This window comes from Bradyrhizobium paxllaeri, assembly GCF_001693515.2.
GTDB classification, from domain to species: domain Bacteria; phylum Pseudomonadota; class Alphaproteobacteria; order Rhizobiales; family Xanthobacteraceae; genus Bradyrhizobium; species Bradyrhizobium paxllaeri.
The window spans coordinates 501,632-523,480 of the sequence record NZ_CP042968.1; the positions used below are offsets into that span (position 1 = coordinate 501,632).

The window sequence follows — 21,849 nt, forward strand, 5'->3', positions numbered from 1 at the left end:
TGTTGCGGTTGCGGGGGCGGCGGCTTAGGAACCGACGTCAGCATACGAATTTTCCATTGCCCATTCTCACGAACTTCAACAGACGTCCAAATTACGTTTAGCTCCAGTGGATCGCCTTTCTCGCTCTTGCCAGACCGTCGCGGCGCTGGCCGGCGCCGATGCGAGCGCGAATATGGCCGTGATCGCCAAAGAACCCAGAAATCCAGGCCGAAAGGCGCGCAATTTCACGTTACCCCCGATATGCATCGATCCCGGGAACCCTACAGCGCGAATATCTTCCATTGCAATCATATGGGCGGGCACTCCGGGGAGCCGGGCAAATTTTATCAAACCCCCTGTCGATCCGGCGCCTTCCCGTTCGTCGTCTCCCATAGCGAGCCAGTTTTGCGGGCGATCACCGCCGCAACTCGCCTCAACGGGAGTTCCTCATGCGCATCATGTACATCGTCACGTCCCCGCAGTCCGACAGGGGGCCGACCCCGGCCCTGATGGAGGCAATGGGCAAGCTCGCCGACCGGGAAATCAAGGCCGGCCGCATGCTCGACACCGGCGGGTTGATGCCGATTGCCATGGCCGGCGCACAGGTCCGGATAACGGATGGCAAGCTCGGCGTGATCGACGGACCGTTCGTCGAGACCAAGGAACTGATCGGCGGCTACGCCATCTTCGAACACCGGGACATGGAAGAGGCAATGGCGGGCGCAAGGGAGTTCATGCAGTTGCACCTCGAACACATGCCGGGCTGGGAAGGCACCTGCGAGGTTCGTGTAATGGCGACACCGGGCGTGGATGGTGCCTGCGATGTCGGCGCGCGTGCACACGCGTGATGGGGAAGATCGGCAGACATAGTCGGCGGCGATGACGGCCGCCGACGTCAACCGCACCATCCTCGCGGTCTGGCGCATCGAGCAGCCGTGCCTGATTACGGGCCTGTCCCGGATGTTGCGCGACGTCACGTTGGCCGAGGACCTGACGCAGGAAGCGCTGGTGGCGGCGCTCGAGCATTGGCCCGTCACCGGCGTTCCAGACAAGCCCGGCGCGTGGCTGATGGCGACCGCCAAACGCCGCGCGCTCGACGATCTGCGCCGCCGCCGCATGCTCGCGCGCAAGCACGAGATGCTGACGCGCGAGCAGGAGCAGGAGCAACAGGCGATGCCCGATCCGGACGCCGCCCTCGACGATGATATCGGCGACGAGCTGCTGCGGCTGATCTTCACCGCCTGCCATCCGAAACTGTCGCGCGAAGCCCGCGCGGCGCTGGCGCTCAGGATGATCTGCGGTCTGACGACGGAAGAGATCGCGCGGGCCTTCCTGCAGCCGGAGGCGACGATTGCCCAGCGGATCGTGCGCGCCAAGCGCACGCTGTCGGAATCCGGGCTTACTTACGAAGCCCCACGCGGCGCCGAGCTTTCTGAGCGGCTCGCCTCGGTTCTGGAGGTCGTCTATCTCATCTTCAACGAGGGCTATACGGCCGCGCGCGGCGACGAGTGGTTGCGGCCGCAGCTCTGCAACGACGCGCTGCGCATGGGCCGCGTGCTGACGCTGGTCGCGCCGCAGGAAGCCGAAGCCCATGGCCTGCTCGCGCTGATGGAACTGAATGCTTCGCGCCTCGCAGCACGCACGGACGCAGCTGGCGATCCGATCCTGTTGATGGACCAGAACCGCGCGCGGTGGGACCGACTTCAGATTCGCCGCGGGTTGCTGGCATTGGCCCGGGCGCATGACCTCGGTGGTGGGCAGGGCTTCTACACGCTGCAGGCGGCGATCGTCGCCTGTCACGCGCGTGCCAAGACGCCTGCCGATACCGACTGGCCGCGCGTTGCAAAGCTCTATGCCGAACTTGCCGCATTGGTGCGTTCGCCCGTCATTGAGCTCAACCGCGCGGTGGCGATCGGCATGGCCGAGGGGCCGGCTACCGCGCTTGTCATCGTCGATCAGTTGGCGCACGAGCCTGCGCTGAAGAACTATCATCTGCTGGGCAGTGTCCGCGGCGATCTGCTCTACAAGCTTGGTCGCTTTGCCGAAGCGCACGCAGCATTCGAGGTTGCCGTGAAACTCGCCGGCAACAAGCGCGAGCGGGAATTGTTGATGCGGCGCGCAGATGAAGCGCGCGATGCGATGACAATCATTCGCTGATTTCTGAATGAGCGAAGAATCTCGCGCACGCTAGAATTGTCGAATCCACTGCAAACAAAGCCCTCCCGCTGCTCGTAGTACTACGGGCTTCGGAGTTCTGATTCCGAACACAGTGATTAACCAATCGGCACTATCGTCACTGCGACTCATTGTTAGATTTTCGGATTCGCCTTTCGGTCGCGCGCTTCGAGCGGTCTTTGGCGGTACTTTCGAGGACGCGGCATGCCGGGACTTTTCCCTCGTCGATCAAACCTGTTCGGGACCGTCGTGGTTGCCGCCAGTCTCGGTGCCGTCGGCTTTGCCAGCATCGGCCTCGGCGCCGTCGTTGTCGGCGAGACGCGCCGCATCGATCTCGGCTCGAAGGCTGCGCCCGGGATCGATTCGATCAAGACGCAGTACAAGCGGCCGGCAACGATCCCGTTCCCGAAGGAAAATCCCTACACGCCGGAAAAGGCTGCGCTCGGCAAGAAGCTGTATTTCGACACGCGGCTCTCAGTCTCGATGGCGCAATCCTGCGCGAGCTGTCACAGCCCGGGTTTCGGTTGGGGCGACGGTCTGGCCGTCGGTGTCGGCCACGGCATGGCGAAACTCGGCCGTCACTCGCCGACCATCGTCAACGCCGCATGGGGCGCCATCTTCATGTGGGACGGCAGGCTCGCCACCCTCGAAGAGCAGGCGCTCGGCCCGATCGAGGCCGCCGGTGAAATGAACATGCCGCTCGACAAGTTGATGGGCCGGCTCGGGTCGATCAACGAGTACAAGCCGCTGTTCGCCGCCGCCTTTCCCGGCGAAGGCATGAACGCCAGGACGCTTGCCAAGGCGATCGCGACCTATGAACGCACGGTCGTTTCCGAACGCGCGCCATTCGACGCCTGGATCGAAGGCAACGAGAAGGCGATTTCCGAAGAGGCCAAGCGCGGCTTCGCCGTCTTCAACGGCAAGGCGATGTGCTCCGCGTGTCATGAAGGCTGGAACTTCACCAACGACGGCTTTCAGGACATCGGCCTTCCGAGCAAGGATATCGGCCGCGGCGAGTTTGTGCCCGGCGTGGTCAAGATGCAGCATGCTTTCAAGACGCCGGGCCTGCGCGAGATCGAGCGCCGCAGCCCCTATATGCACGACGGATCGCTCGACACGCTGGAAGCCGTGGTCGAGCATTACGACCAGGGCGGCGTCGATCGTCCCAGCCGCTCCGACCTGATGAAACCGCTGGGCCTCTCCGCTCAGGAAAAGGCCGATCTGGTCGCCTTCATGAAGACGCTCACCAGTAACCTCAGTCCGACCGCCGTGCCGGTCCTGCCCCGCTGATCCCAGTCACCCGCTCCAAGGAATCTTCCATGCACAAGACCATCGCGTTCGCTCTCGTCGTCCTCACCGGCTTCTCGGCTGGCGCACTCGCCGCCAACCAGATGATCTACCAGAAGGGAAGGGTGTTCTCTTCCGAGAGCGTCTCTATCAAGAAGGGCGATGCGCTGACCTTCGTCAACGACGACAGCATTCCCCACAACCTGATGTCGGCCACCAAGGGCAGCGAATTCAATCTCGGCTCGCAGGCGCCCGGCACGTCGACGGACGTGACCTTCAAGGAAGCTGGCGACATTCAGGTGATCTGCGCGATCCATCCGCGGATGAAGATGATGGTGAAGGTTACGGATTAGTCGCACCAACGCTGCGCCGGAGATTTTTGATGTCGATCCGCTACAAGATTTTCGGCGCCTTCAGCGTTGTCATCCTGCTCGCCTGCGGGCTCGCGTTCTACGGCATTCAAGGCATCTCCACCGCGGGCGATCTGGTGGTGCGGCTTTATGACGGCCCGCTGATGGGGATCAACCACGCGCGCTCGGCGCATGCAGGGTTGAACGAGGCGCGTCTCATCATGCAGCGCAGCCTGACCGACGGGGCGACGAGCGAAGCCGTGGCCCGCTTCGAAAAGCTGGTTCGCAACATCTCCGAAGATCTCAATGTGGTCCGCGACCGGGTCCACAGCGCAAACGCCAGGGCTGCCCGCGAGAAGGCCGAAGCCAGCCTCCGCGGCTGGTCGGATGCCGGACTGAAGATCCTCAAGCCGGCGCCGGGCGGTCTGACCGAGATCCCCACGATCTTCGTGCTGACGCAGCAGGGTGACGAGGCTGTTGCCGCGCTCGACGACCTCGTGGAACTGGTGGCAGCGTATGGCTTCGACTACCGGACCGAGGCGGAAGCGTCGGTCACTGCGGCACGCAGCGCCATGCTGGGCATCGCGGTCGGGACCGCGCTGGTCGGATTCTTGATCGCCATGGCCTTTGCCTATTCGCTCAGCAAGCCGATCTCGGCTGCGGTGCGCGTTGCCGAACGCGTGGCAGCCGGCAATTTCGCCGACGATATCGCGGTCCGGCGGCGGGACGAGCTGGGCCGGCTTCTGAAATCGCTTGCCCTGATGCAGGCGAGCCTGAAGGCCCGGGCCGATCAGGATCTCGCGCTGATGTCATCGAAGGACGAGACGCATGCGCAGCAGGTCAGCCGCCGTCAGCGCATCGAGGCCGAGATCGACGCCTTCCGCTCCACCTTCACCGCGGCTCTCGCCAACACCGACCGGATGACGGGCGAATTGACGAACACCGCGCAAACCCTTTCCTCGATCGCGCATGCCGCCGGCAAGCAATCGGTCGAGACGGCTTCAACCGCCGGCCAGACTTCGGCGAACGTTCAGACGGTGGCAACGGCCGCGAGCCAACTCGGCGATTCCGTGCAGGCGATCAAGACGCAGGTCAACGACGCCACCATGATCGTGCAGCGCGCCTCCGGCATGGCCGGGACGGCCAACGATACGATCCGGGCGCTGGCCAGCTCCACGCAACATATCGATGAGGTCGTGGGCTTCATCCGCAATATCGCCGGCCAGACCAATCTGCTGGCGCTCAACGCCACGATCGAAGCCGCGCGCGCCGGCGAAGCAGGCCGCGGGTTCGCCGTGGTCGCCTCGGAAGTCAAGGCGCTCGCCACCCAGACCGCCAAGGCGACCGAGGATATTTCCTCACAGATCGCCGAGGTGCAGTCGGCGACCAAGCAGGCGGTCGACAATGTCGGCGCCATTGCTTCGATCATGGACGAGATCGATCGCTTCACCGCGGCGATTGCCGACGCCGTCAGCCAGCAGAATGCCGCGACAAATGAAATATCGCGGAGCATCGGGCACGCCGCCGCCGGAACGGAAAGCGTTGCCCGAAGCATTGCGGGAACAGCCACCGCGACCGAGAACACCAATCGTTCCGCCGACCTCGTGCTGGCGACTGCGCGTGATTTGTCGGACCAGGCGGCCGATCTGCGCGCGTCCGTCGATCGTTTCCTCTCGAACGTGGCCGCGTAGTGCCCCTATATCCGCGTCCCGGACGCGGCGCGGCATGAAATGACGCGTCGCAGAGCCGGCACTCGGGTTGAGCCCCGACTTCAGATGAAGCGGAACTGCGACCGCTCGCGTTTGGCGAGTTTCGGAATCGCCTGCCCCAGGATGATGTTCTTGAAGTGGTCGGTCTGCTGATGCTCGGCGAAGGCCGCTTCACCAGCGAACACCTCGTAGAAGAAGAATTCCTGCGGCTTTGCGATGTTCTGATGAATTTGAAACTCTCTGACACCGGGCTCGCGTTGCGCCTGCGGCAGAAAATCCTTGAGAAGCCCGGCGACGACAGCTTCCTCGCCCGAATTGACTTCCCAGAATGCGGTGACGACCAGGTTCTGGTTTGCGTTGTTGGTAGCAGCCATGGCGTTCTCCTGTGAAACGGCCGGCTCGGTTCTGAACCGGCGCGCCAGATCATCATGACCTATTTCCTGACAACGATGCTTCGACATCAGACGAACTATGATATCTACGGCTCGCTGCGCCGCAAAGCAGGATCTGCTTCAACACCACGCCGGCCGACACGGCGGACGCCGTGCAGCGATGGATCTCGCCATGAGCGCGGCTGCGCTCAAGTCGTGCGGAAGGAGCCGAGCAGGCCCGATTCACGCAACTGGAAGCGGTCCGCGCTGACGAACGATCCTCCAGATCCAGCCTATGGCGGCAAGCGCGAGCGCCGCATACGTCGCCCAGGCTTGCGGCTCTCCCATCGTCTGGAGGGTCAGGCCGCTCAGGAGACACCAGAGTATGGGGATCGGCAGCAGCAACGGCAAAAGCCTGCCGCGGGCGAGGAGCAGAACGCCGAGCGTCGCAATCACCGTTGGATCCGGTGCGATGCCGAAGACTTCCGACGAGGCCCAGCCGCGTCCCTGCAGCGGGGCAAGCAACGGCTGTCCGAGAAGTGCGAAGCCGATGATCAGGTATCCTATCCAGTCGGCAGGCCCGCGCCGGTCGAAGGTGAGGGCGCCGTGCAGGGATGCGACGAGGAGCAACACGCCCTCAACGAAAAAAGCCGGCGCGATATAGGCGGCAGCCCAGTTGATGGTGGCGTAGCGGTTCCACAGGAAGGACCAGCCGACGAAAATCCAGAGCATCGCGAGGATAGATGCGACCCAGCGCGCCGAGCTTCCCGGCCGCCACGCGATGAGCAGGAGGATGATAAGGCCGGCGTCGAACGTCACGAAGTGCAGAGGCCAGAGCGCCGCATTGTGCAATTCGAACATGCGCCAGTAGACGCGCGGCGAGAACAGCAGGAAATCCTCCGCCCGATAGGTCCACCATTCCGACATCAAAGTGCCTTCACTTGCGCGGCGATGCGCTGCCGCATGGCGGTATCAGGCATCGGTCCAGCCGCAGCCGAGAGGTTTTCACGCACATGGTCGACGCGCGTGGTCGCCGGAATGGCGACGGTGACGGCGGGGTGAGAGAGGATGAACTTCAGCATGAGCTGCGCCCAGCTCGATACGCCGAGTTCGGCGGCCCATTCAGGCAGTGGCTTGTTCTTGAGCCGGTCGGTCAGCGCGCCCTGTCGGAACGGGCGGTTGACGATGACAGCGATGCCGCGCTCCGCGGCGAACGGCAGCAGCCGCGCCTCCGCCTCGCGGTCGACTACGTTGTAGGAGAACTGCACGAAATCGATCGGTTCGCTCCGCATGATCTGTTCGAGCAGATCATGGCGGCGGCCTTCCGATGTGGTGATCCCCACGTAACGCACCGTGCCGGTGGCCTTCATCTGGAACAGCGTCTGCAGGTGCGGCTTCCAGGTAAGCAGATTGTGCACCTGAACGAGATCCAATTTCGGCACACCCCAGTAGCGTCGCGATTGTTCGATCTGGGCCGGACCTGCAGATGCCGAGGAGGTCCAGACCTTTTCGGCCGAGAACAGCGCCTGAGGACGCCGCCCAAGCTTTTGCAGGCCGTAGCCGACCACCGGCTGGGACGAGCCATACATCGGGGAGGAATCGATCATGCGGCCGCCCGCCTCGAAGAAGGCGGCCATGACACCAGCGCACTCGTTCCTGAGCGCCGGATCGTCGCCGACGTTGAAGGTGATCCAGGTCCCCAGCCCGACGATCGGAATCTCCTCGCGGGTCGAGGGTATCGGACGGCGAATGGGGAGGCCTTGCTGGGCATGCAGAGAGATTGGCAGGAGCGCAGCAGCGGCCGTCGCCAGGGAGGTCCGCATGAACGTTCGGCGTGTGGTTCGCATCCGATGCTCCATCATCGCGGCTGGCAAACTCCCGCGCAAGAAATGCGCGGAGTAACGGAACGCCGCTGCCAGCCCTGCAATACAAGATTGCAGATCAACGCGCTGGATCAAATATGTAGTCGCACCGCGTGCTCAATCCAGGATGGACGTCGCGAGATGAACGGCAGCCCTCTCAAAGCTGCGCGATCTGTGGCACGAGCCCTCGCGCTTATTCGTCTTCGTCGGGCTCTCTGACGACCGGCGGCTCATCGTCCGGCTCGTCGTCGTTGTCTTCGTCCTCGTCCTCGTCATCATCATCGTCATCGTTGGGAACGCGCGGCGGCATCGTGCCCATGATGGTGACGGGTCTCCACTCGGCCGCGGAATGGTTCTCAGGGATGCGCTGGGTCATGGTCGGCTCCTTTCTGGATTCGCGGAGCGTTACCTCAATGCGCGCTGAAGCTGAGGCCGGCGCGTTCCTTCAGACGCTTGCGCAACGCCGGACCCATCAGCGCGCCCGGCGTCCAGGTGCCGCCCTCGCCCTGCACGTCGCGCACGAGGCAGAGCGCGCTCTCGGTGATCATCTTGCTGGTCGAGCCATAGCCCGGATCGCGGTCGCCGGTGACGACCGCCTCAACCCGTCCGCCATCCGGCAGTTCGCCCAGGAAGAGGATGTCGTAAAAACCCTTCTCGCGCACTTCCCGGGTAGGACCCGCGCCGGGTTTGAGGCCGCCGGTCCCGAACATGGAAACCAGCGTGGCGAACGCCTCCGTCGTGACGCCGGCGACTTCCCCGAGTCCTGGCGCGACCATCATCTCGTCATAAACGAAGTCCGTGCCGTAGGGATGACCCAGCAGGAAATTGGTGCGGTGCACGTTCTTGGTGTTGATCGGCGCCATTGGGAACGGCACGAGCAACGCGTTCAGGCTCGGGTCGTATTCAGGGATGAGGCCCGACGGTTGAGACGGCCCGGTGAATCCCGGCGTCAACGCGAAGGGATCGGCGAGCAACCGGACCAAGGCCGGGTCGCGCGCGGCGGCGGCCAATGTCGCTTGGGCGCTCGCCGCGGTGCCACCGGACATCCCGCCTTTTACCTTGCGCAGGCGGGCCTTCACCCGCCGCGCCGGGCGTCCGAATTTCTCGCGTGCCTTCTCCTGCAACGTGAGCACGCCGAGATCGAACGGGATGGAATCGAATCCGCAAGAGAACACGATGCGTGCGCCGGTCCGTTTCGCTTCGTCGTGATGGGCGTCGATCATGCGCCGCATCCAGGCCGGTTCGCCGCACAGATCGACATAGCCGGTGCCGGTGGCAGCGCAGGCCGCCACAAGCTCGGGACCATAGCGCTGATAAGGTCCGACCGTCGTGATGATGACGGCCGCGCGCTCGCACATCGAACGCAGGCTGGCCGGCTCGGCGGCGTCCGCCTTCACCAAAGGTAGATCGTCCGGTGCGCCGATGTCGGCGCGCACCTTCTCGAGCTTGTCGGTCGAGCGTCCGGCGATCGCCCAGGACGGAGCATCATCGCCGCGATAGGACGTCGCCAGATATTCGGCGATCAAACGGCCAGTGTAACCTGTCGCACCATAGACGATGAGGTCGAGGTCCCGCTTCACGACGTTGATCCTCCTCCATCGCGTTTGACGGAGGATACCACAGTTCCCGTCTTTTTAGGGCGCGATGCCCGGTTGGGGTCACAAGCGGCGGTGGGGGACCGCGCGAGGCAAGTCCAGTCTATCCCTGACTGCGAACGCCCTGGGGCCCCCTCGAGTTCCTTCGGGTGGGGGCCAAATCCGGAAATCCAGGCATCCCAATTTCAGTCGCAGGTCAATTCCGCTAGACTTCTGCGGCGAACGGGGTGTGAACGCGACTATACAAGCCCGCGGTTCTAACCCGGTGGCTCAGAGCCGACGCTCGTCTGCGCGCGAAATTATGGCGTCAGCTACGCGGCTCGCAGCGTGGAGGCGACCCGGACAACTTCTTCCGCATTAGCCAGAAAATCGCTCCGGCGAGGGAGTGGAGCATCATGGAGGTGCAGATGGCTGATCAATGGCTATTCAAGAGCGAGACGTATGATAACTGCAATTGCGCCATGAATTGTGGTTGCCAGTTCAATCTGCCGAGTACGCACGGCTATTGTCAGTCGGCCTTCGTCGGCACCGTCGTCGAAGGCCATTTCAACGATACGCCGCTCTCAGGCTTGAACTGGGCAGCGCTGTACAAGTGGCCCGGCGAAATCAAGGATGGAGGCGGCCGGCGCCAGATCGTTGTCGACGAGCGCGCGGATGAAGCTCAACGGATCGCGCTTGAAACGATCGTCTCAGGCAAGGCGTGCGAACCGTTGAGCAATCTCTTCGCCGTGTTCGCGTCCACTTGCTCGGAATTTTGCCAGACGTTGTTCCTGCCGATTGATCTCGATGCGAACTTGGAATTTAGGACCGCGAAGGTAGAGATACCCGGCGTCATGCGCAGCATCGGCAGGCCGAAGATCAACGAGTTTACCGGTCAACCGTTCCACATTGCGCTGGCGCGTCCTAGCGGAAGTTTCGAGTTCACCTACGCGGAAATCGGGCTGGGTACCACGGTGGTCACGGGTGACATGGACATGGCGTTCGAAGATTCATGGGCGCACTTTTGTGTTCACCACTTCAATCAGGATGGCCTGGTCAGGCAAAGATCACGGCTGACGGCATGGCTTGGCACATGACTCCGCGGGCCGTGCCGATGGCTCAGAACGATCCTGTCACCGAGCCGAGTGCGATGACGGCGGCGAGGGCGACGAGCGGGCCGACGATGCCGGCTATGACGATATCGCGATAGCTGTCCCGGTGCGTCGATCCGCAGACCGCGAGCAGCGTGACGATCGCGCCGTTATGCGGCAGGGTATCGAGCGTACCCGAACTGATCACCGCCACGCGATGCAACAGCGCCGGATCGAGCCCGATCTCCGCCGCGCGCGTCATATACGTTGCCCCGAGTGCGTCGAGTGCGATGGTCATCCCGCCCGATGCCGAGCCGGTGAGCGCGGAGAGCACGTTGGTGGCCACCGCGAGCGAAACCAGCGGTCCGCCGCCGATGCCGAGCACGGTGTCGCGCACCACATCGAAAGCGGGCATCGCCGCCACTACCGCGCCGAAGCCGACCAGGCTCGCAACGCTGACGGCCGGCAGTACGGCGGCGTTGGCGCCGGCGTCCATGGTTGAACGCAGGGCCGGCAATCGCCGATGGCTGACGGTGAGGACCGTCGCGATCGCACAGGCGAGGGCGGTGATGACAGCCCATACGCCACCGACGGCTGCGAGCGAGGTGTGGCCCCAGCGAGCCTCGGCAAGGAAGCGGGTGTCGAGCGCCGGCAGGATGAACAATGACATCGCGAGGTTGACGACAATCACCACGATGAGCGGCAGCCCTGCGAGCACAACCGACGGCGGCGCGTCGGTCACCGCTCCGTGCGCGATCTCTGCCGGATCGAACTCGCGTGCGGTGGTGGCGCGTTCGCGCAGCTTTTCGTCGGAGGCAAGACTTGTGGAAGGCATCGGCACGCCGTCGCCAAAGCCTTCGCCGTTCCTTCTTGCGTTGGCTTCTTGGCGGTTGAGCCACCACAGGCCGAAGCCGAGCATGATCAACGATGCCAGAATGCCGAGGCCGGGCGCGGCGAACGGCGTGGTGCCGAAGAACGGCATCGGGATCGCGTTCTGGATCGATGGCGTGCCGGGCAACGCCGACATGGTGAAGGTGGAGGTGCCGAGGGCGATCGCCGCCGGCATCAGCCGCCGCGGGATGCCGGCGGTGCGAAACAGCTCATGCGCCATCGGCGCGAGCACGAAGAAGGCGACAAACAGGCTGACGCCGCCATAGGTGACCAGCGCTCCGGCAAGCACCACCGCGAGCACAGCCCGCCGCGTGCCCAGCCGCTGCGTCATGTAGGCCGCGATTGCGGCGACCGAGCCGCTGTCTTCCATCAGCTTGCCGAACAGGGCGCCGAGCAGAAACAGCGGAAAGAACTGCGCCAGAAAACCTGCAGCGCTGACCATGAAGGTCTGGGTCCAGTGGGCGAGCAGCGGCTCGCGGGAAAACAGCGCGGCAACCAGCGCGGCAAGCGGCGCAAGCAGCAACACGCTCCAGCCCCGATACGCGAACAGAATCAGCAGGCCGAGCCCGATCAGGATGCCGAGAAGGCCCAACAGGGTCATCGCCCCTAGCACTCCGCCAGCAGCACATCGAGATCGGCGGTGGAGCGCCGGCCGAGGTCGCCGGCATGCGCCCTGAGGAAGGCGTCGGCGCTCTTGCGTCCTTCTTCCCTGAGCAGTGAAACGAACTCCCATTCCGCGTTGAGTTTGGATGATGCGCCGAATTGCGTGAGCGCGTCGGTCATGATCCGGTGCGTGCGCATTCCGGCCCAGCGCGCGCCCTCGCCGTGCCCGGGGTCCGCCACCTGGCGCAGCAGCGCCATCATGCGCAATTCCTTCATCAGCGGCGAGTTGAAGGAGATTTCGTTGAGGCGGTTGAGGATCTCGTTTGCCGTGCGCGGCGGCTCCGGCCGTTCGCGCGGATTGATCTGCACCAGGATGGTGTCGCACGCGTCGCTTTCGCGCACCAGCGGCGTCAGCGTCGGATTGCCGGCATAGCCGCCATCCCAGAACGGTTCACCGTCGATCTCGATCGCGTGGAACATGGTCGGCAGGCAGGCCGAGGCCAGCAGGACGTCGGCGGTGATCTCCTTGTTGCGGAAGATGCGGCCGCGGCCGGTGCGCACACTGGTCGCGGTGACGAAAAGCCTGATCGGCGCGCGGGCGAGCCGGTCGAAATCGATGCTCTCGGCGAGGATGGCGCGCAGCGGATTGAGGCCGAGCGGATTGAGATCATAGGGCGAAACCACGCGGGCCATCAGGTCCATGGCGACGTAGGCGGGCGAGGTGTCGAGCGTCCAGCGGCCCATCATCCGGTCGAGCGGCGAGCGCTGCAGCGGGCTGAACGCCGCAGCCTGCGACACGCGCCGCCAATAGGCCGCGAGCGCTGCCCGCGCGCCTTCGGCTCCGCCTTGCGTCCACCCGTCGGCCACTAGGGCTGCATTCATCGCGCCCGCCGAGGTGCCGGAAATCGCCTCGATCCGCAGCCACGGCTCCTCGGTCAGCCGATCGAGCACGCCCCAGGTGAACGCCCCATGGGAGCCGCCGCCCTGCAAGGCGAGGTCCACCAGGACAGGTTCGCGCGCTGTTTCGTCCATCGTCACCCTCGCTGGCCGGAGATGAAACGACACTCAATTCAGGACGTTCCGAAACCCTCTCTCGACTCTTCGTAGGATCGACGCAGCAGCGCGAACAGGCTGCCGCCCGTCGCCGCGCCCAGCAGGTAGGCGACGGCGGCCAGCAGCGCGAGCGGCACGCGGGCGTTAAAGCCGAGAAACGACATGGTGACGATCTCGAAATTCTGCAGCGCGAAGATGACGGTCGCGGCGACGAACAGAATGATGACGGCGAGGTAGATCCAGCGCATGGGCGCCTCCCTTCGTCGATCAGGAGACTGCGCCGCGCGCAGTCCGCGGACCACAGCTCAGCGAGCGCGGCGCAAGCCGAAACCGAGCCCGATATAGCCGGCGCCGGCCATGATGAGGTCGATGCCGAGGAACAAGCCGAGGATATAGAGGCTCGACACCGGCCAGCGCGCCAGGATCAGCAGGCCGAGCAGAAGCGTGATCACGCCTGACAGCGCCACCCAGATCCAGGGCGTTTCCCGTTTCATGCTGAAGGCCAGCACGATCCGCATGATGCCCGAGACCACCAGCGATGCGCCGAGGATCAGTGTCAGCAGCACTGCGGCGAGCAGCGGATTCTGGAACGTGACGAAGCCGCCGATGATGTAGAGCACGCCGAGCAGGGCCCAGAGCAGGAATTTACCCCAGGTCTTGATCTGGAAGGCGCTGATCACCTCGGCGACGCCGGCGATGATCATCATGATGCCGACGACAAAGACGCTGACGACGGTGGCCGTCGCGACGCTGCCAAGCGCGATGAACCCGGCGAACAGATAGACGACGCCGAGCGCGACGATCCACCCCCATTTGGCGCGCAGCGGCGCCGTATCCGAAGCGGCTGTATTCACGGTGTCTGAAGTGCTGGTCATGACGGTCCTCCGATACGAAAACCTATCCGACGTCAGTATGCCGGTCCTTCGACGCGACAGCGCGCGGGATGCTCGAGAGGTGGATATTAGCGCAACTGCGCGTTGCGATCACCCCGATTTCGGTGTTTTCGGCCGCGATTTCGTCCACGCGGCCTTGCCGCGGCATGATGCTGGTCGCCCCGTTGGGGGACGATTATTGAGCGGTAGCGATCCGCTAGATCAGCTTCATCCCCTTCAGGCTCGAATGCCCGTTCTTGCCGACGATGATGTCGTCGTGCACGGCAATGCCGACCTGGGTGGCGATCTGGACGGTCGCCTTGATCATCTGGATATCCGCGTGCCATGGCGAGGGATTGCGCGACAAGACACTTCGCATAAACAACGCCTCCGGCGACTGATCCTCACGAGCAAAGGGCCGCCCATTTTGAGGCGGCCCTTTGTGCCTGGATGGCGGTTCGACCGTGCCATCGCGCTATGGTCGCCGAATCAATCGAACAGCACCTTGGTTCGCACCTCGTTGCCGGCTAATCTGTCGATTTCAGCAAGCGCCATCGCGCTCCTCAGTTCCTCGAGCCAATCGAGAAATTTGTCGACCAGGTGCCCCGGGCTCATCGAAAGCGCCGCGCCGCCTATTCGCCCTGCTAGCTGATTCATCATCGATCCCCTCTCATTCGAAAATGAGTTACCCCCTCTCATCCGCTGAACCACTCTCTCACGCATTCGGCAAAGCGCGAAGCGGAGAGTTAACAAATGGTAAATGCAGGCGATCAGCTAGATCAGCTTCATTCCCTTCAGGCTCGCGTGCCCGTTCTTGCCGACGATGATGTGGTCGTGCACGGCGATGCCAAGCGGCTTTGCGATCTCGACGATCGCCTTGGTCATGTGGATGTCGGCCTGCGACGGCGTCGGATCGCCGCTTGGATGATTGTGCACCAGGATCAGCGCGGTCGCCGATAGTTCGAGCGCGCGCTTGATCACCTCGCGCGGATAGACCGGCGTGTGGTCGATGGTGCCGGTCTGCTGGATTTCGTCGGCGATGAGTTGATTGCGCTTGTCGAGGAACAGCAGGCGGAATTGCTCCTTGTCGGCAAACGCCATTCCACTCCGGCAATATTCGATCACGTCGTTCCACGACGACAGTGCGATCTTGCGCCTGATTTCGCCTTTGGCCACCCGGCTCGCGGCAGCGGCGAGCAGCTTGATCTGGTTGATCGAGGCCTCGCCGATGCCGTCGACCTCGCGCAGGCGCCCGACAGGCGCGTGAATGACCTCGGCGAAGGAGCCGAATTTCTTCAACAGCGCTTTCGCCAGCGGTTTGGTGTCGCGCCGGGGCAGGGCCGGGAAGAGCGCCATCTCCAGGAGCTCGTAATCGCTCAGGGCCTCCGGCCCCGCGCCATAGAAGCGCTCGCGCAGGCGTTCGCGGTGGCCGTGATAATGCGGCGTCTCGGTGGGTTGATCGGGAGGATTGCTGGTCCTAGCGGGCATCGGCCGTAACCATGCCGTGCCCGCGAGCTTTTGCAACTCTAAAGTGCGAGCGCATTTGAGGAAAAGGCGCCGCACAGAGCACGGCGCCTTCGGATCATTTCAATTCTTGCCTGCGATCAGGCCTTCACGGCGGCGAACGCATAGCCGTTGCCGTCCTTGGTCAGCGTGCCGACATTCGGGAAGCCGAAATGATAGCCGGCGATCATGCCCTTTTCGGCGATGACGCGGTCGAAGAAGGCGCGCCGCGTCGCTTCCGCCTTCGGCCCATCCGCATCGAATGCCGAGAACCAGCCTGGATTTCTGACGAACAGCTGGTGGATGCCGGTGACATCGCTCTGGATGAACAATTGCTGCCCGCCGGACGCAACGAGGAACGACATGTGGCCGACGGTATGGCCGGGGGTCGCGATGGCCTTCACGCCCGGCGCGATGTCGGCGCCGTCATTGTACTGCTTGACGTTCTTCCAGGTCGGGAAGGTTGCCTGAATCCGCTTGATGAACGGACGGTTGGCTTCCGGCACCTTCTCCACCAGCGCCGGATCGGTCGCGAACTTGAACTCCACCTCGGGCATCAGGATTTCCGCGTTCGGAAATACCTGCGCGCTGGTCTCCTTCACCCACAGGCCGGAGATGTGATCGGGATGGAAATGCGAGATCACCACCGTGGAGACGGTTGCCGGATCGAGGCCGGCCGCCTTCATGTTGTCGGCGAGCTTGCCCACGGTCGGCGGCCCGTTGCCGCCGAAGCCGGTATCGAACAGGATAACCTTGCCGCCGGTGCGGATCGCGGTGACGGTGAAGGGGTTGGCGATCTTGTCAGGCCCGATGCCTGCGGCGGTCAGCGCCTTCTTGACATCGTCGAGCGAGGCGTTCTTCACCATGCCTTCGGTGACCGTACGTTCGATGGTGCCGTCATGCAGGCTGAACACCTCGATGTCGCCGACCTTGTATTTGAGGCTGTCTGCGGCGCGCTGCGCATGCGCCGCGCCGATGAATGAAACCGGTCCCTTGAGGCCGAAAACCAGCGCCGCCCCCGCGCTCCCGAGGACCAGATCGCGACGTGAAATCTCGAACATTGCCCTTGCTCCCTTTATTTGATCCCTAGCCCGCCAGAGCCTTCTCTTCCGGAAGACTCGCGCAGTACTACCCCGGACAAGGCGAGCTATTCCGGTGCGCTCCCGCTTCAATTGCAGGCATGTTGCTGCATCGCAGCGTCCCTACGCCCTCAGCAAATGCGAGGCATTTGCAAACAGGGCTCGCGGCCAGGGCGGCCAACGCGGAACGCTTCGATGAAGCCGCCGTCCTTCTGAGTCACGAAGACGGTTTTGCCGTCAGGACCGCCAAAGGTGAGGTTGGTCGGCTCCTTGCCGCGCAGCGGTATCTCGCGCTCGAGCGATCCGTCGGCGCCGATCACGGCGATGGTGCCGGCGGAAAGCCGGGCGAGATAGATCCGGCCGTCGACGTCGGTGCGCAGGCCGTCGACCTCGAAATCCGCAAACCCCCGGATCAGCCGTGGATCGAGCAGTTTGCTGCCGTCGAGCCGATACGCCCATACCTGCCGCGAATTGGATTCGCTCACATACAGGGTGACGCCTTCAGGGCTGAGGTCGATGCCGTTGGTCACGCCAAGGCGCCTGGTGGAGGACATCACCTCACCTTGGCCCTTGCCATCAGGCCCACGGGTAATGCGCCAGATCTGGCCGCCCCGCGGGCGATGCAAATCTGGGGTCGCTGGCATAGAGCGTGCCGTCCGCCGCGATCGCGAGGTCGTTCGGCTGATTGAACCGGTCGGAATGAAAGTAGATTCGCGGCGTGGTTTCGCCTGATGCGATGACCCACACATTGTGCTTCTTGAAATCGGCAATGTACATCCGCCCATCACGGTCGAAGCGAATGCCATTGCCGATGCTGCCCGCGGGAAGCGATGTTAAGAGCTGGGATTGCGAGGCGCCGGGCGCGACCTTGCCGATGGTGCCGCGCTGTCGAAAATTGACGACGTAGAGGTTGCCGGATGCGTCGACCGCGGGACCTTCGATGCCGGACGTGTACTCGCCCTGTGGCGTAATCCGCTTGCTCGCAAACAACTCATCCTCGGCGGCAGCGATTGGGACTGCGAAAAAAGCAACCCATGCGATCAGGCAGGTCGCGGCAAATCCCGCTCGAAGGCCTCGTTCCCGGGTCATCACCGCCTGTCCATGCTGCAATGCCATCGGCGCAAGCGCGCTTCCCGGGGATGCGAGCAGGTCCGGCTAAAGGCGCCGCCTCAGACGGTGACGTACGGCTTCTCGCCGTGGCGCTCCGACAGCGTGAAGATCTCGACGCCGGTCGCGGTCACGCCGACCGAATGCTCGAACTGCGCCGACAGTGAGCGGTCGCGCGTCACCGCGGTCCAGCCGTCGGACAGGATCTTTACATGCGGCTTGCCGAGATTGATCATCGGCTCGATGGTGAAGAACATGCCGGGCTTCAGCATCGCGCCTTCGCCGGGCCGGCCGATATGGATGATATTGGGCTCGTCGTGGAACAAGCGCCCGAGGCCATGGCCGCAGAAATCGCGCACCACGCTCATGCCCTGCGGCTCGACGAAGCTCTGGATGGCGTGGCCGATGTCGCCGGTGGTGGCGCCGGGCTTCACCGCGGCGATGCCGCGCATCATCGCCTCATAGGTGACCTCGATCAGCCGCTCCGCCTTGCGGGCGATCGGGCCGATCACATACATGCGGCTGGAATCGCCATACCAGCCGTCGACGATGAAGGTGACGTCGATATTGACGATGTCGCCCTCTTTCATCGCGCGGTCGCCGGGCATGCCGTGGCAGACCACGTGATTGATCGAGGTGCAGGTCGAGTAGCGGTAGCCGCGATACATCAGCGTCGCCGGATAGGCGCCATGGCTGAAGGCGAAGTCGCGGACGAATTCGTCGATCCGGGAAGTCGGGACACCCGCCTTGACGATGTCGGTGAGTTCGTCGAGGCATTTGGCGACCAGCGCGCCGGCCTTGCGCATGCCGGCGAAGCCGCTGGCGCCATGCAGCTTGATCTGGCCGGTTTTTCGCAAGGAGGTATCTGTTGCTTCGATATAGCTCATGGGCGGGTCATGCTTCGGGAACGGAAAAGGGCTGATTTGAACGTCTAATTTAATGATCCGACTGCTCAGTGCAAGCCAAGGTTGGGACTCCGGGACGCCTTAAAAAGCTTGCATCTAGCCGGAGACCTCCACCACCTGCTCGACCGGCAGCGCGCCGCCGCGGACGCGGATTTCGCGGACCGGATAGGGAACGCGGATGCCCTCGCGCTTGAAGGCGTCCCACAGCGCCAGCATCACCTCGCTCTTGACGTTGTCGAGGCCATCAGGATCGGGCATCCAGAAGGTCAGGGAGAACTTCATTCCGGCCTCGGCGAACTCGGTCAGGATGCAGTTCGGGGGCTTGTTCTTGATGGCGCGCGGCACGGCGCCGGCAATGTCGATGGCGAGCTTGCATACCGCCCGCGGATCGGCGTCGTAATTGGTGCTGAACAGTACCTTCACCAGCGTGTTCTTGTCGGTATAGGTCCAGTTCACGACCTTCTGCGTCACCAGATCCTCGTTCGGGATCAGGAACTCGCGGCCGTCGCCGGCGGCAACCGAGATGTAGCGCGTCTTCATGGCGCTGATCCGGCCCGAACTGTCGCCGATGGTGACGAGGTCGCCAGGCTTCACCGACTTGTCCGCCAGCAGGATGATGCCTGAAATGAAATTGGCGACGATCTTCTGCAGGCCGAGACCGATGCCGACGCCGGCCGCGCCGGTAAAAACCGCGAGCGCCGAAAGGTTGATGCCGACGGTACCGAGCGCGATGGCGATCGCCACCACCATCAGACCGATGCGGATAATCTTGACCAGCAGCACCTGGACCGACGGCGTCAGGTCGCTGGCGCGGGTAATCCTGCTTTCGATGAAGTTGCTGGCGATGTTGGTCAGCCAAAGCGCCGCGATCAGCAGCGCGCCAGCCTTGATCAGCAGCAGCGGCGTCAGGCGCAAGCCGCCGATCTCGATCGCAAACGAATCCAGTGTGTCCGCCGCGGGGTCGAGCTGGCCGATGATGCTAAGCGCCGCGACGAACCATGCCGTTATCGACACCAGCTTGACGATGAAGGCGTTGCGGATCACCGAGGTTATGAGCCGGATCACGAGCCACGCCAGGGCCAGCTTGGCGGCGACCATCAGGAGGTAGCTGCGGCTCGGCCACGTCAGGTGGTACATCGTGACGCGCTCGGCGATCACCAGGACCGCGAACACCGCGGTCGACGCGCTGCCGACCAGCACGCGGGCGAAATGCCGGAGCGGCAACGGCCAGCGCATCGCCAGCGACGTCATGTCGACCCGCGCGCGGATCGCCGCATCCGCCGCATAGGCGATGCCGGCGGCGGTCAGGATCAGCCCGAACTGCAGATAGAACCATGGCGAGGCGACCTCTGCACCGACCGACCGCGCAGTCGATTGCAGAAACTCAATGACTTCCTTTGGGGCCATATCCATCGGTAAAATCTCGTCAGGTGTAGTGCAGGCAAATTTGATTCGAAACGGTGGGCAGATTTCCACAAACGGGCCGGGCGGACCATCGATACATGGGCCGGCCAAGCCAATTAAGCCCTTAAATCAGGGCACATTGCCGCGATCGCAGAAATGGGTTGGCGATCAAGTGTGGCAACGATAAGGATGCAATTGCAAGTATTTGCGATCATTTAAAGAGGTTCATGGCTTCTCTCGATTCGGTCAGCATCGCCATCTTTCTGGGCGCCATTCTGGTGATGGCGGGCATCCTGTCGAGCCTGCTCGCGCTGCGCTTCGGGGCGCCCCTGCTGCTGGTGTTCCTCGGGATCGGCATGCTGGCGGGCGATGCAGGGCCGGGCCAGCTCAGCTTCAACGACGTCCGCACCACCTATCTGGTGGGGTCGGTGGCGCTGGCGCTGATCCTGTTCGATGGCGGCCTGCGGACGAAATTTCAGAGCATCCGCACCGTGCTGGCGCCCTCGATGGTGCTGGCGACGATCGGCGTATTGCTTACCGCGCTGGTCACCGCCCCGGTCGCCAGATATGTGCTCGACCTCAATTGGACCGAGTCGCTCCTGGTCGGCGCGGTGGTGGCGTCGACCGACGCCGCCGCGGTGTTTCTGCTCGTCCACACCCAGGGGCTGCGTCTGCGCCCGCGTGTCGGCGCGACGCTGGAGGCGGAATCCGGCACCAACGATCCCTTTGCGATCTTCCTCACGTTGATGCTGGTCGAATTCATTTCGATCGGTGAAAGCTCACCTGGACATGTCGTATTCGAACTCGTCCGCGAGGGTCTGCTCGGCGCCGTGATTGGCGTGATCGGCGGCCGACTGGTGGTGCTGGCGCTCAATCGGGTAGCGCTGCCGCAGGGCCTGCATGCGCCCTTCGTCACCACGGCCGCGCTGGTGATCTTCGGCGTGGCGCAGATCGCGCATGCCTCGGGCTTTCTCGCGGTCTATCTCGCCGGCATCATCGTCGGCAACCGGCCGACGCGGGCGCATAATTCAGTGATCACCTTTCTTGACGCCGCGACCTGGCTGGCGCAGATCGTGATGTTTGTCCTGCTCGGACTGCTCTCGTCGCCGCAGCGTTTGCTGGACAGCGTCGGGCCGGCGGTGATCGTGTCGCTGGTGTTGATGCTGGCGGCGCGGCCGGTCGCAGTGTTCCTGTGCCTCGTGCCGTTCCGCTTCAACTGGCGCGAAAAGATATTCATCGCCTGGACCGGCCTGCGCGGCGCGGTCGCGATCTTCCTCGCCTCGATCCCGATGCTGGTCGGATTGCCGAAGGCCTATCTCTATTTCGACGTCGCCTTTGTCGTGGTCATCATCTCGCTGCTGTTGCAGGGCTGGACGCTGGCGCCGGCGGCGCGGTGGCTGCATGTGGCGCTGCCGCGCGTGGACCGCGGACCACGGCGCGTCGAGCTCGATCTGCCCGGCCAGCTCGAGCAGCAACTGGTCGGCTATCCCGTGCGCCCGAAAAGCCTCTATTTCAGGCGCGGCCTGTTGCCATCCTGGTCCAAGCCGACGCTGGTGATCCGCGAGGAGCGGATTCTATCGCCCGCCGAGGCCGACCCGGTCGCCGCAGGAGATTACATCTATCTGCTGGCGCCGCCGGAAAAGGCCGAGGCGTTGGACCGATTCTTTGTCGATATGGCGCCGAGCTCGGCGCCTGACCCGCATCTGCTCGGCGATTTCATGGTGTCCGGTGAGCATACGCTCGGTGAGTTGGCCCAGATCTACGGCGTATCGGCCGGCGAAGAGCAGGCCACGCTGACGCTGGCGGATTATTTCGACATTCATCTCGATCATGCGCCGAAGGTGGGCGCCGAGCTCGTGCTCGATCCGATCGTGCTGGTTGCACGCAGCATCAGCGGCGGCCGGGTCAACGTGGTCGGCCTGCGCCTGCCCGAGGAGGAGGAGAAGGCGGTGCCGCTGACGCGCAGGCAGAAGGCCAGGCGCAAGCTGGCGGATATCTGGTCGTCGGTCGCCGGAGTTTGACCGCCGTAGCCTG

The 21,849-nt window shown here is 63.7% G+C and carries 21 protein-coding genes and 2 pseudogenes; 7 read left to right on the forward strand and 16 right to left on the reverse strand.

The window, feature by feature from the left end; genetic code table 11:
- Positions 1-428 precede the first annotated feature (428 nt).
- The 5 genes from LMTR21_RS02350 (at position 429) to LMTR21_RS02370 (ending at position 5,482) form a co-directional block, all read left to right on the forward strand.
- Positions 429-827, forward strand: a complete 399-nt coding sequence (locus LMTR21_RS02350; protein ID WP_065751721.1) for a YciI family protein — start codon at positions 429-431, stop codon at positions 825-827.
- Positions 828-858: 31 nt separating this feature from the next.
- Positions 859-2,136: an RNA polymerase sigma factor gene (locus tag LMTR21_RS02355; RefSeq protein ID WP_065751722.1), complete on the forward strand. Its 1,278-nt coding sequence runs from the start codon at positions 859-861 to the stop codon at positions 2,134-2,136.
- A 222-nt stretch (positions 2,137-2,358) separates the two neighbouring features.
- On the forward strand, positions 2,359-3,444 hold the full coding sequence (locus tag LMTR21_RS02360; RefSeq protein ID WP_084030492.1) for a cytochrome-c peroxidase: 1,086 nt from the start codon (positions 2,359-2,361) through the stop codon (positions 3,442-3,444).
- Between the two features lie 29 nt (positions 3,445-3,473).
- The gene (locus LMTR21_RS02365; protein WP_065751723.1) at positions 3,474-3,794 is read left to right on the forward strand and encodes a cupredoxin domain-containing protein; all 321 of its coding nucleotides are present in this window, start codon (positions 3,474-3,476) and stop codon (positions 3,792-3,794) included.
- A gap of 29 nt (positions 3,795-3,823) precedes the next feature.
- Positions 3,824-5,482 carry a methyl-accepting chemotaxis protein gene (locus LMTR21_RS02370; protein ID WP_065751724.1) on the forward strand — a complete coding sequence of 553 codons (1,659 nt, stop codon included), beginning with the start codon at positions 3,824-3,826 and terminating at the stop codon, positions 5,480-5,482.
- An 80-nt stretch (positions 5,483-5,562) separates the two neighbouring features.
- Here the strand turns inward: LMTR21_RS02370 and LMTR21_RS02375 are convergent, their stop codons facing one another.
- From LMTR21_RS02375 to LMTR21_RS02395, 5 genes are all read right to left on the reverse strand, one after another.
- Positions 5,563-5,874, reverse strand: a complete 312-nt coding sequence (locus tag LMTR21_RS02375; protein WP_065751725.1) for a putative quinol monooxygenase — start codon at positions 5,872-5,874, stop codon at positions 5,563-5,565.
- Positions 5,875-6,114: 240 nt separating this feature from the next.
- Complete coding sequence (locus LMTR21_RS02380; RefSeq protein ID WP_065751726.1) at positions 6,115-6,798, reverse strand: DUF6064 family protein; 684 nt, start codon at positions 6,796-6,798, stop codon at positions 6,115-6,117.
- The gene (locus tag LMTR21_RS02385; RefSeq protein ID WP_141688185.1) at positions 6,798-7,718 is read right to left on the reverse strand and encodes an aldo/keto reductase; all 921 of its coding nucleotides are present in this window, start codon (positions 7,716-7,718) and stop codon (positions 6,798-6,800) included. Before LMTR21_RS02385 ends, LMTR21_RS02380 begins: the two co-directional genes overlap by 1 nt.
- A gap of 208 nt (positions 7,719-7,926) precedes the next feature.
- Positions 7,927-8,109 (reverse strand): hypothetical protein, encoded by a 183-nt coding sequence (locus tag LMTR21_RS02390; RefSeq protein ID WP_065751728.1) that lies wholly within the window; start codon positions 8,107-8,109, stop codon positions 7,927-7,929.
- 34 nt (positions 8,110-8,143) lie between these two features.
- The gene (locus tag LMTR21_RS02395) at positions 8,144-9,313 is read right to left on the reverse strand and encodes a saccharopine dehydrogenase family protein (RefSeq protein ID WP_065751729.1); all 1,170 of its coding nucleotides are present in this window, start codon (positions 9,311-9,313) and stop codon (positions 8,144-8,146) included.
- Between the two features lie 410 nt (positions 9,314-9,723).
- Here LMTR21_RS02395 and LMTR21_RS02400 point away from each other — a divergent pair, with 410 nt between their 5' ends.
- Positions 9,724-10,404, forward strand: coding sequence for a DUF1326 domain-containing protein (locus LMTR21_RS02400; protein ID WP_246175010.1), 681 nt, complete (start codon positions 9,724-9,726; stop codon positions 10,402-10,404).
- Positions 10,405-10,426: 22 nt separating this feature from the next.
- On the opposite strand, the gene LMTR21_RS02405 is transcribed toward LMTR21_RS02400, so the two are convergent.
- The 11 genes and pseudogenes from LMTR21_RS02405 to LMTR21_RS02450 form a co-directional block, all read right to left on the reverse strand.
- Positions 10,427-11,881 carry a GntP family permease gene (locus tag LMTR21_RS02405; RefSeq protein ID WP_065751814.1) on the reverse strand — a complete coding sequence of 485 codons (1,455 nt, stop codon included), beginning with the start codon at positions 11,879-11,881 and terminating at the stop codon, positions 10,427-10,429.
- 14 nt (positions 11,882-11,895) lie between these two features.
- Positions 11,896-12,924 carry a patatin-like phospholipase family protein gene (locus tag LMTR21_RS02410; protein ID WP_065751730.1) on the reverse strand — a complete coding sequence of 343 codons (1,029 nt, stop codon included), beginning with the start codon at positions 12,922-12,924 and terminating at the stop codon, positions 11,896-11,898.
- Positions 12,925-12,962: 38 nt separating this feature from the next.
- Entirely contained in the window at positions 12,963-13,193 is a 231-nt protein-coding gene (locus tag LMTR21_RS02415; RefSeq protein ID WP_065751731.1) for a LapA family protein, read from the reverse strand.
- 57 nt (positions 13,194-13,250) lie between these two features.
- Positions 13,251-13,820, reverse strand: a complete 570-nt coding sequence (locus LMTR21_RS02420) for an HdeD family acid-resistance protein (protein ID WP_065751732.1) — start codon at positions 13,818-13,820, stop codon at positions 13,251-13,253.
- 214 nt (positions 13,821-14,034) lie between these two features.
- Positions 14,035-14,181: pseudogene (locus LMTR21_RS02425) on the reverse strand (JAB domain-containing protein); the annotation flags it as partial.
- 125 nt (positions 14,182-14,306) lie between these two features.
- Positions 14,307-14,474, reverse strand: a complete 168-nt coding sequence (locus tag LMTR21_RS39875; protein WP_187399297.1) for a hypothetical protein — start codon at positions 14,472-14,474, stop codon at positions 14,307-14,309.
- A 117-nt stretch (positions 14,475-14,591) separates the two neighbouring features.
- Entirely contained in the window at positions 14,592-15,305 is a 714-nt protein-coding gene (radC, locus tag LMTR21_RS02430; protein WP_065751733.1) for a RadC family protein, read from the reverse strand.
- Positions 15,306-15,421: 116 nt separating this feature from the next.
- Positions 15,422-16,381: an MBL fold metallo-hydrolase gene (locus tag LMTR21_RS02435; RefSeq protein WP_065751734.1), complete on the reverse strand. Its 960-nt coding sequence runs from the start codon at positions 16,379-16,381 to the stop codon at positions 15,422-15,424.
- Positions 16,382-16,530: 149 nt separating this feature from the next.
- Positions 16,531-17,488 (reverse strand): annotated as a pseudogene (locus LMTR21_RS41715) (SMP-30/gluconolactonase/LRE family protein).
- 80 nt (positions 17,489-17,568) lie between these two features.
- The gene (map, locus tag LMTR21_RS02445; protein WP_065751735.1) at positions 17,569-18,393 is read right to left on the reverse strand and encodes a type I methionyl aminopeptidase; all 825 of its coding nucleotides are present in this window, start codon (positions 18,391-18,393) and stop codon (positions 17,569-17,571) included.
- Between the two features lie 114 nt (positions 18,394-18,507).
- Positions 18,508-19,824: a mechanosensitive ion channel family protein gene (locus LMTR21_RS02450; protein WP_065751736.1), complete on the reverse strand. Its 1,317-nt coding sequence runs from the start codon at positions 19,822-19,824 to the stop codon at positions 18,508-18,510.
- A gap of 218 nt (positions 19,825-20,042) precedes the next feature.
- Between LMTR21_RS02450 and LMTR21_RS02455 the strand changes: the two genes are divergently transcribed.
- Positions 20,043-21,836, forward strand: a complete 1,794-nt coding sequence (locus LMTR21_RS02455; protein ID WP_065751737.1) for a potassium/proton antiporter — start codon at positions 20,043-20,045, stop codon at positions 21,834-21,836.
- Positions 21,837-21,849: the final 13 nt, after the last annotated feature.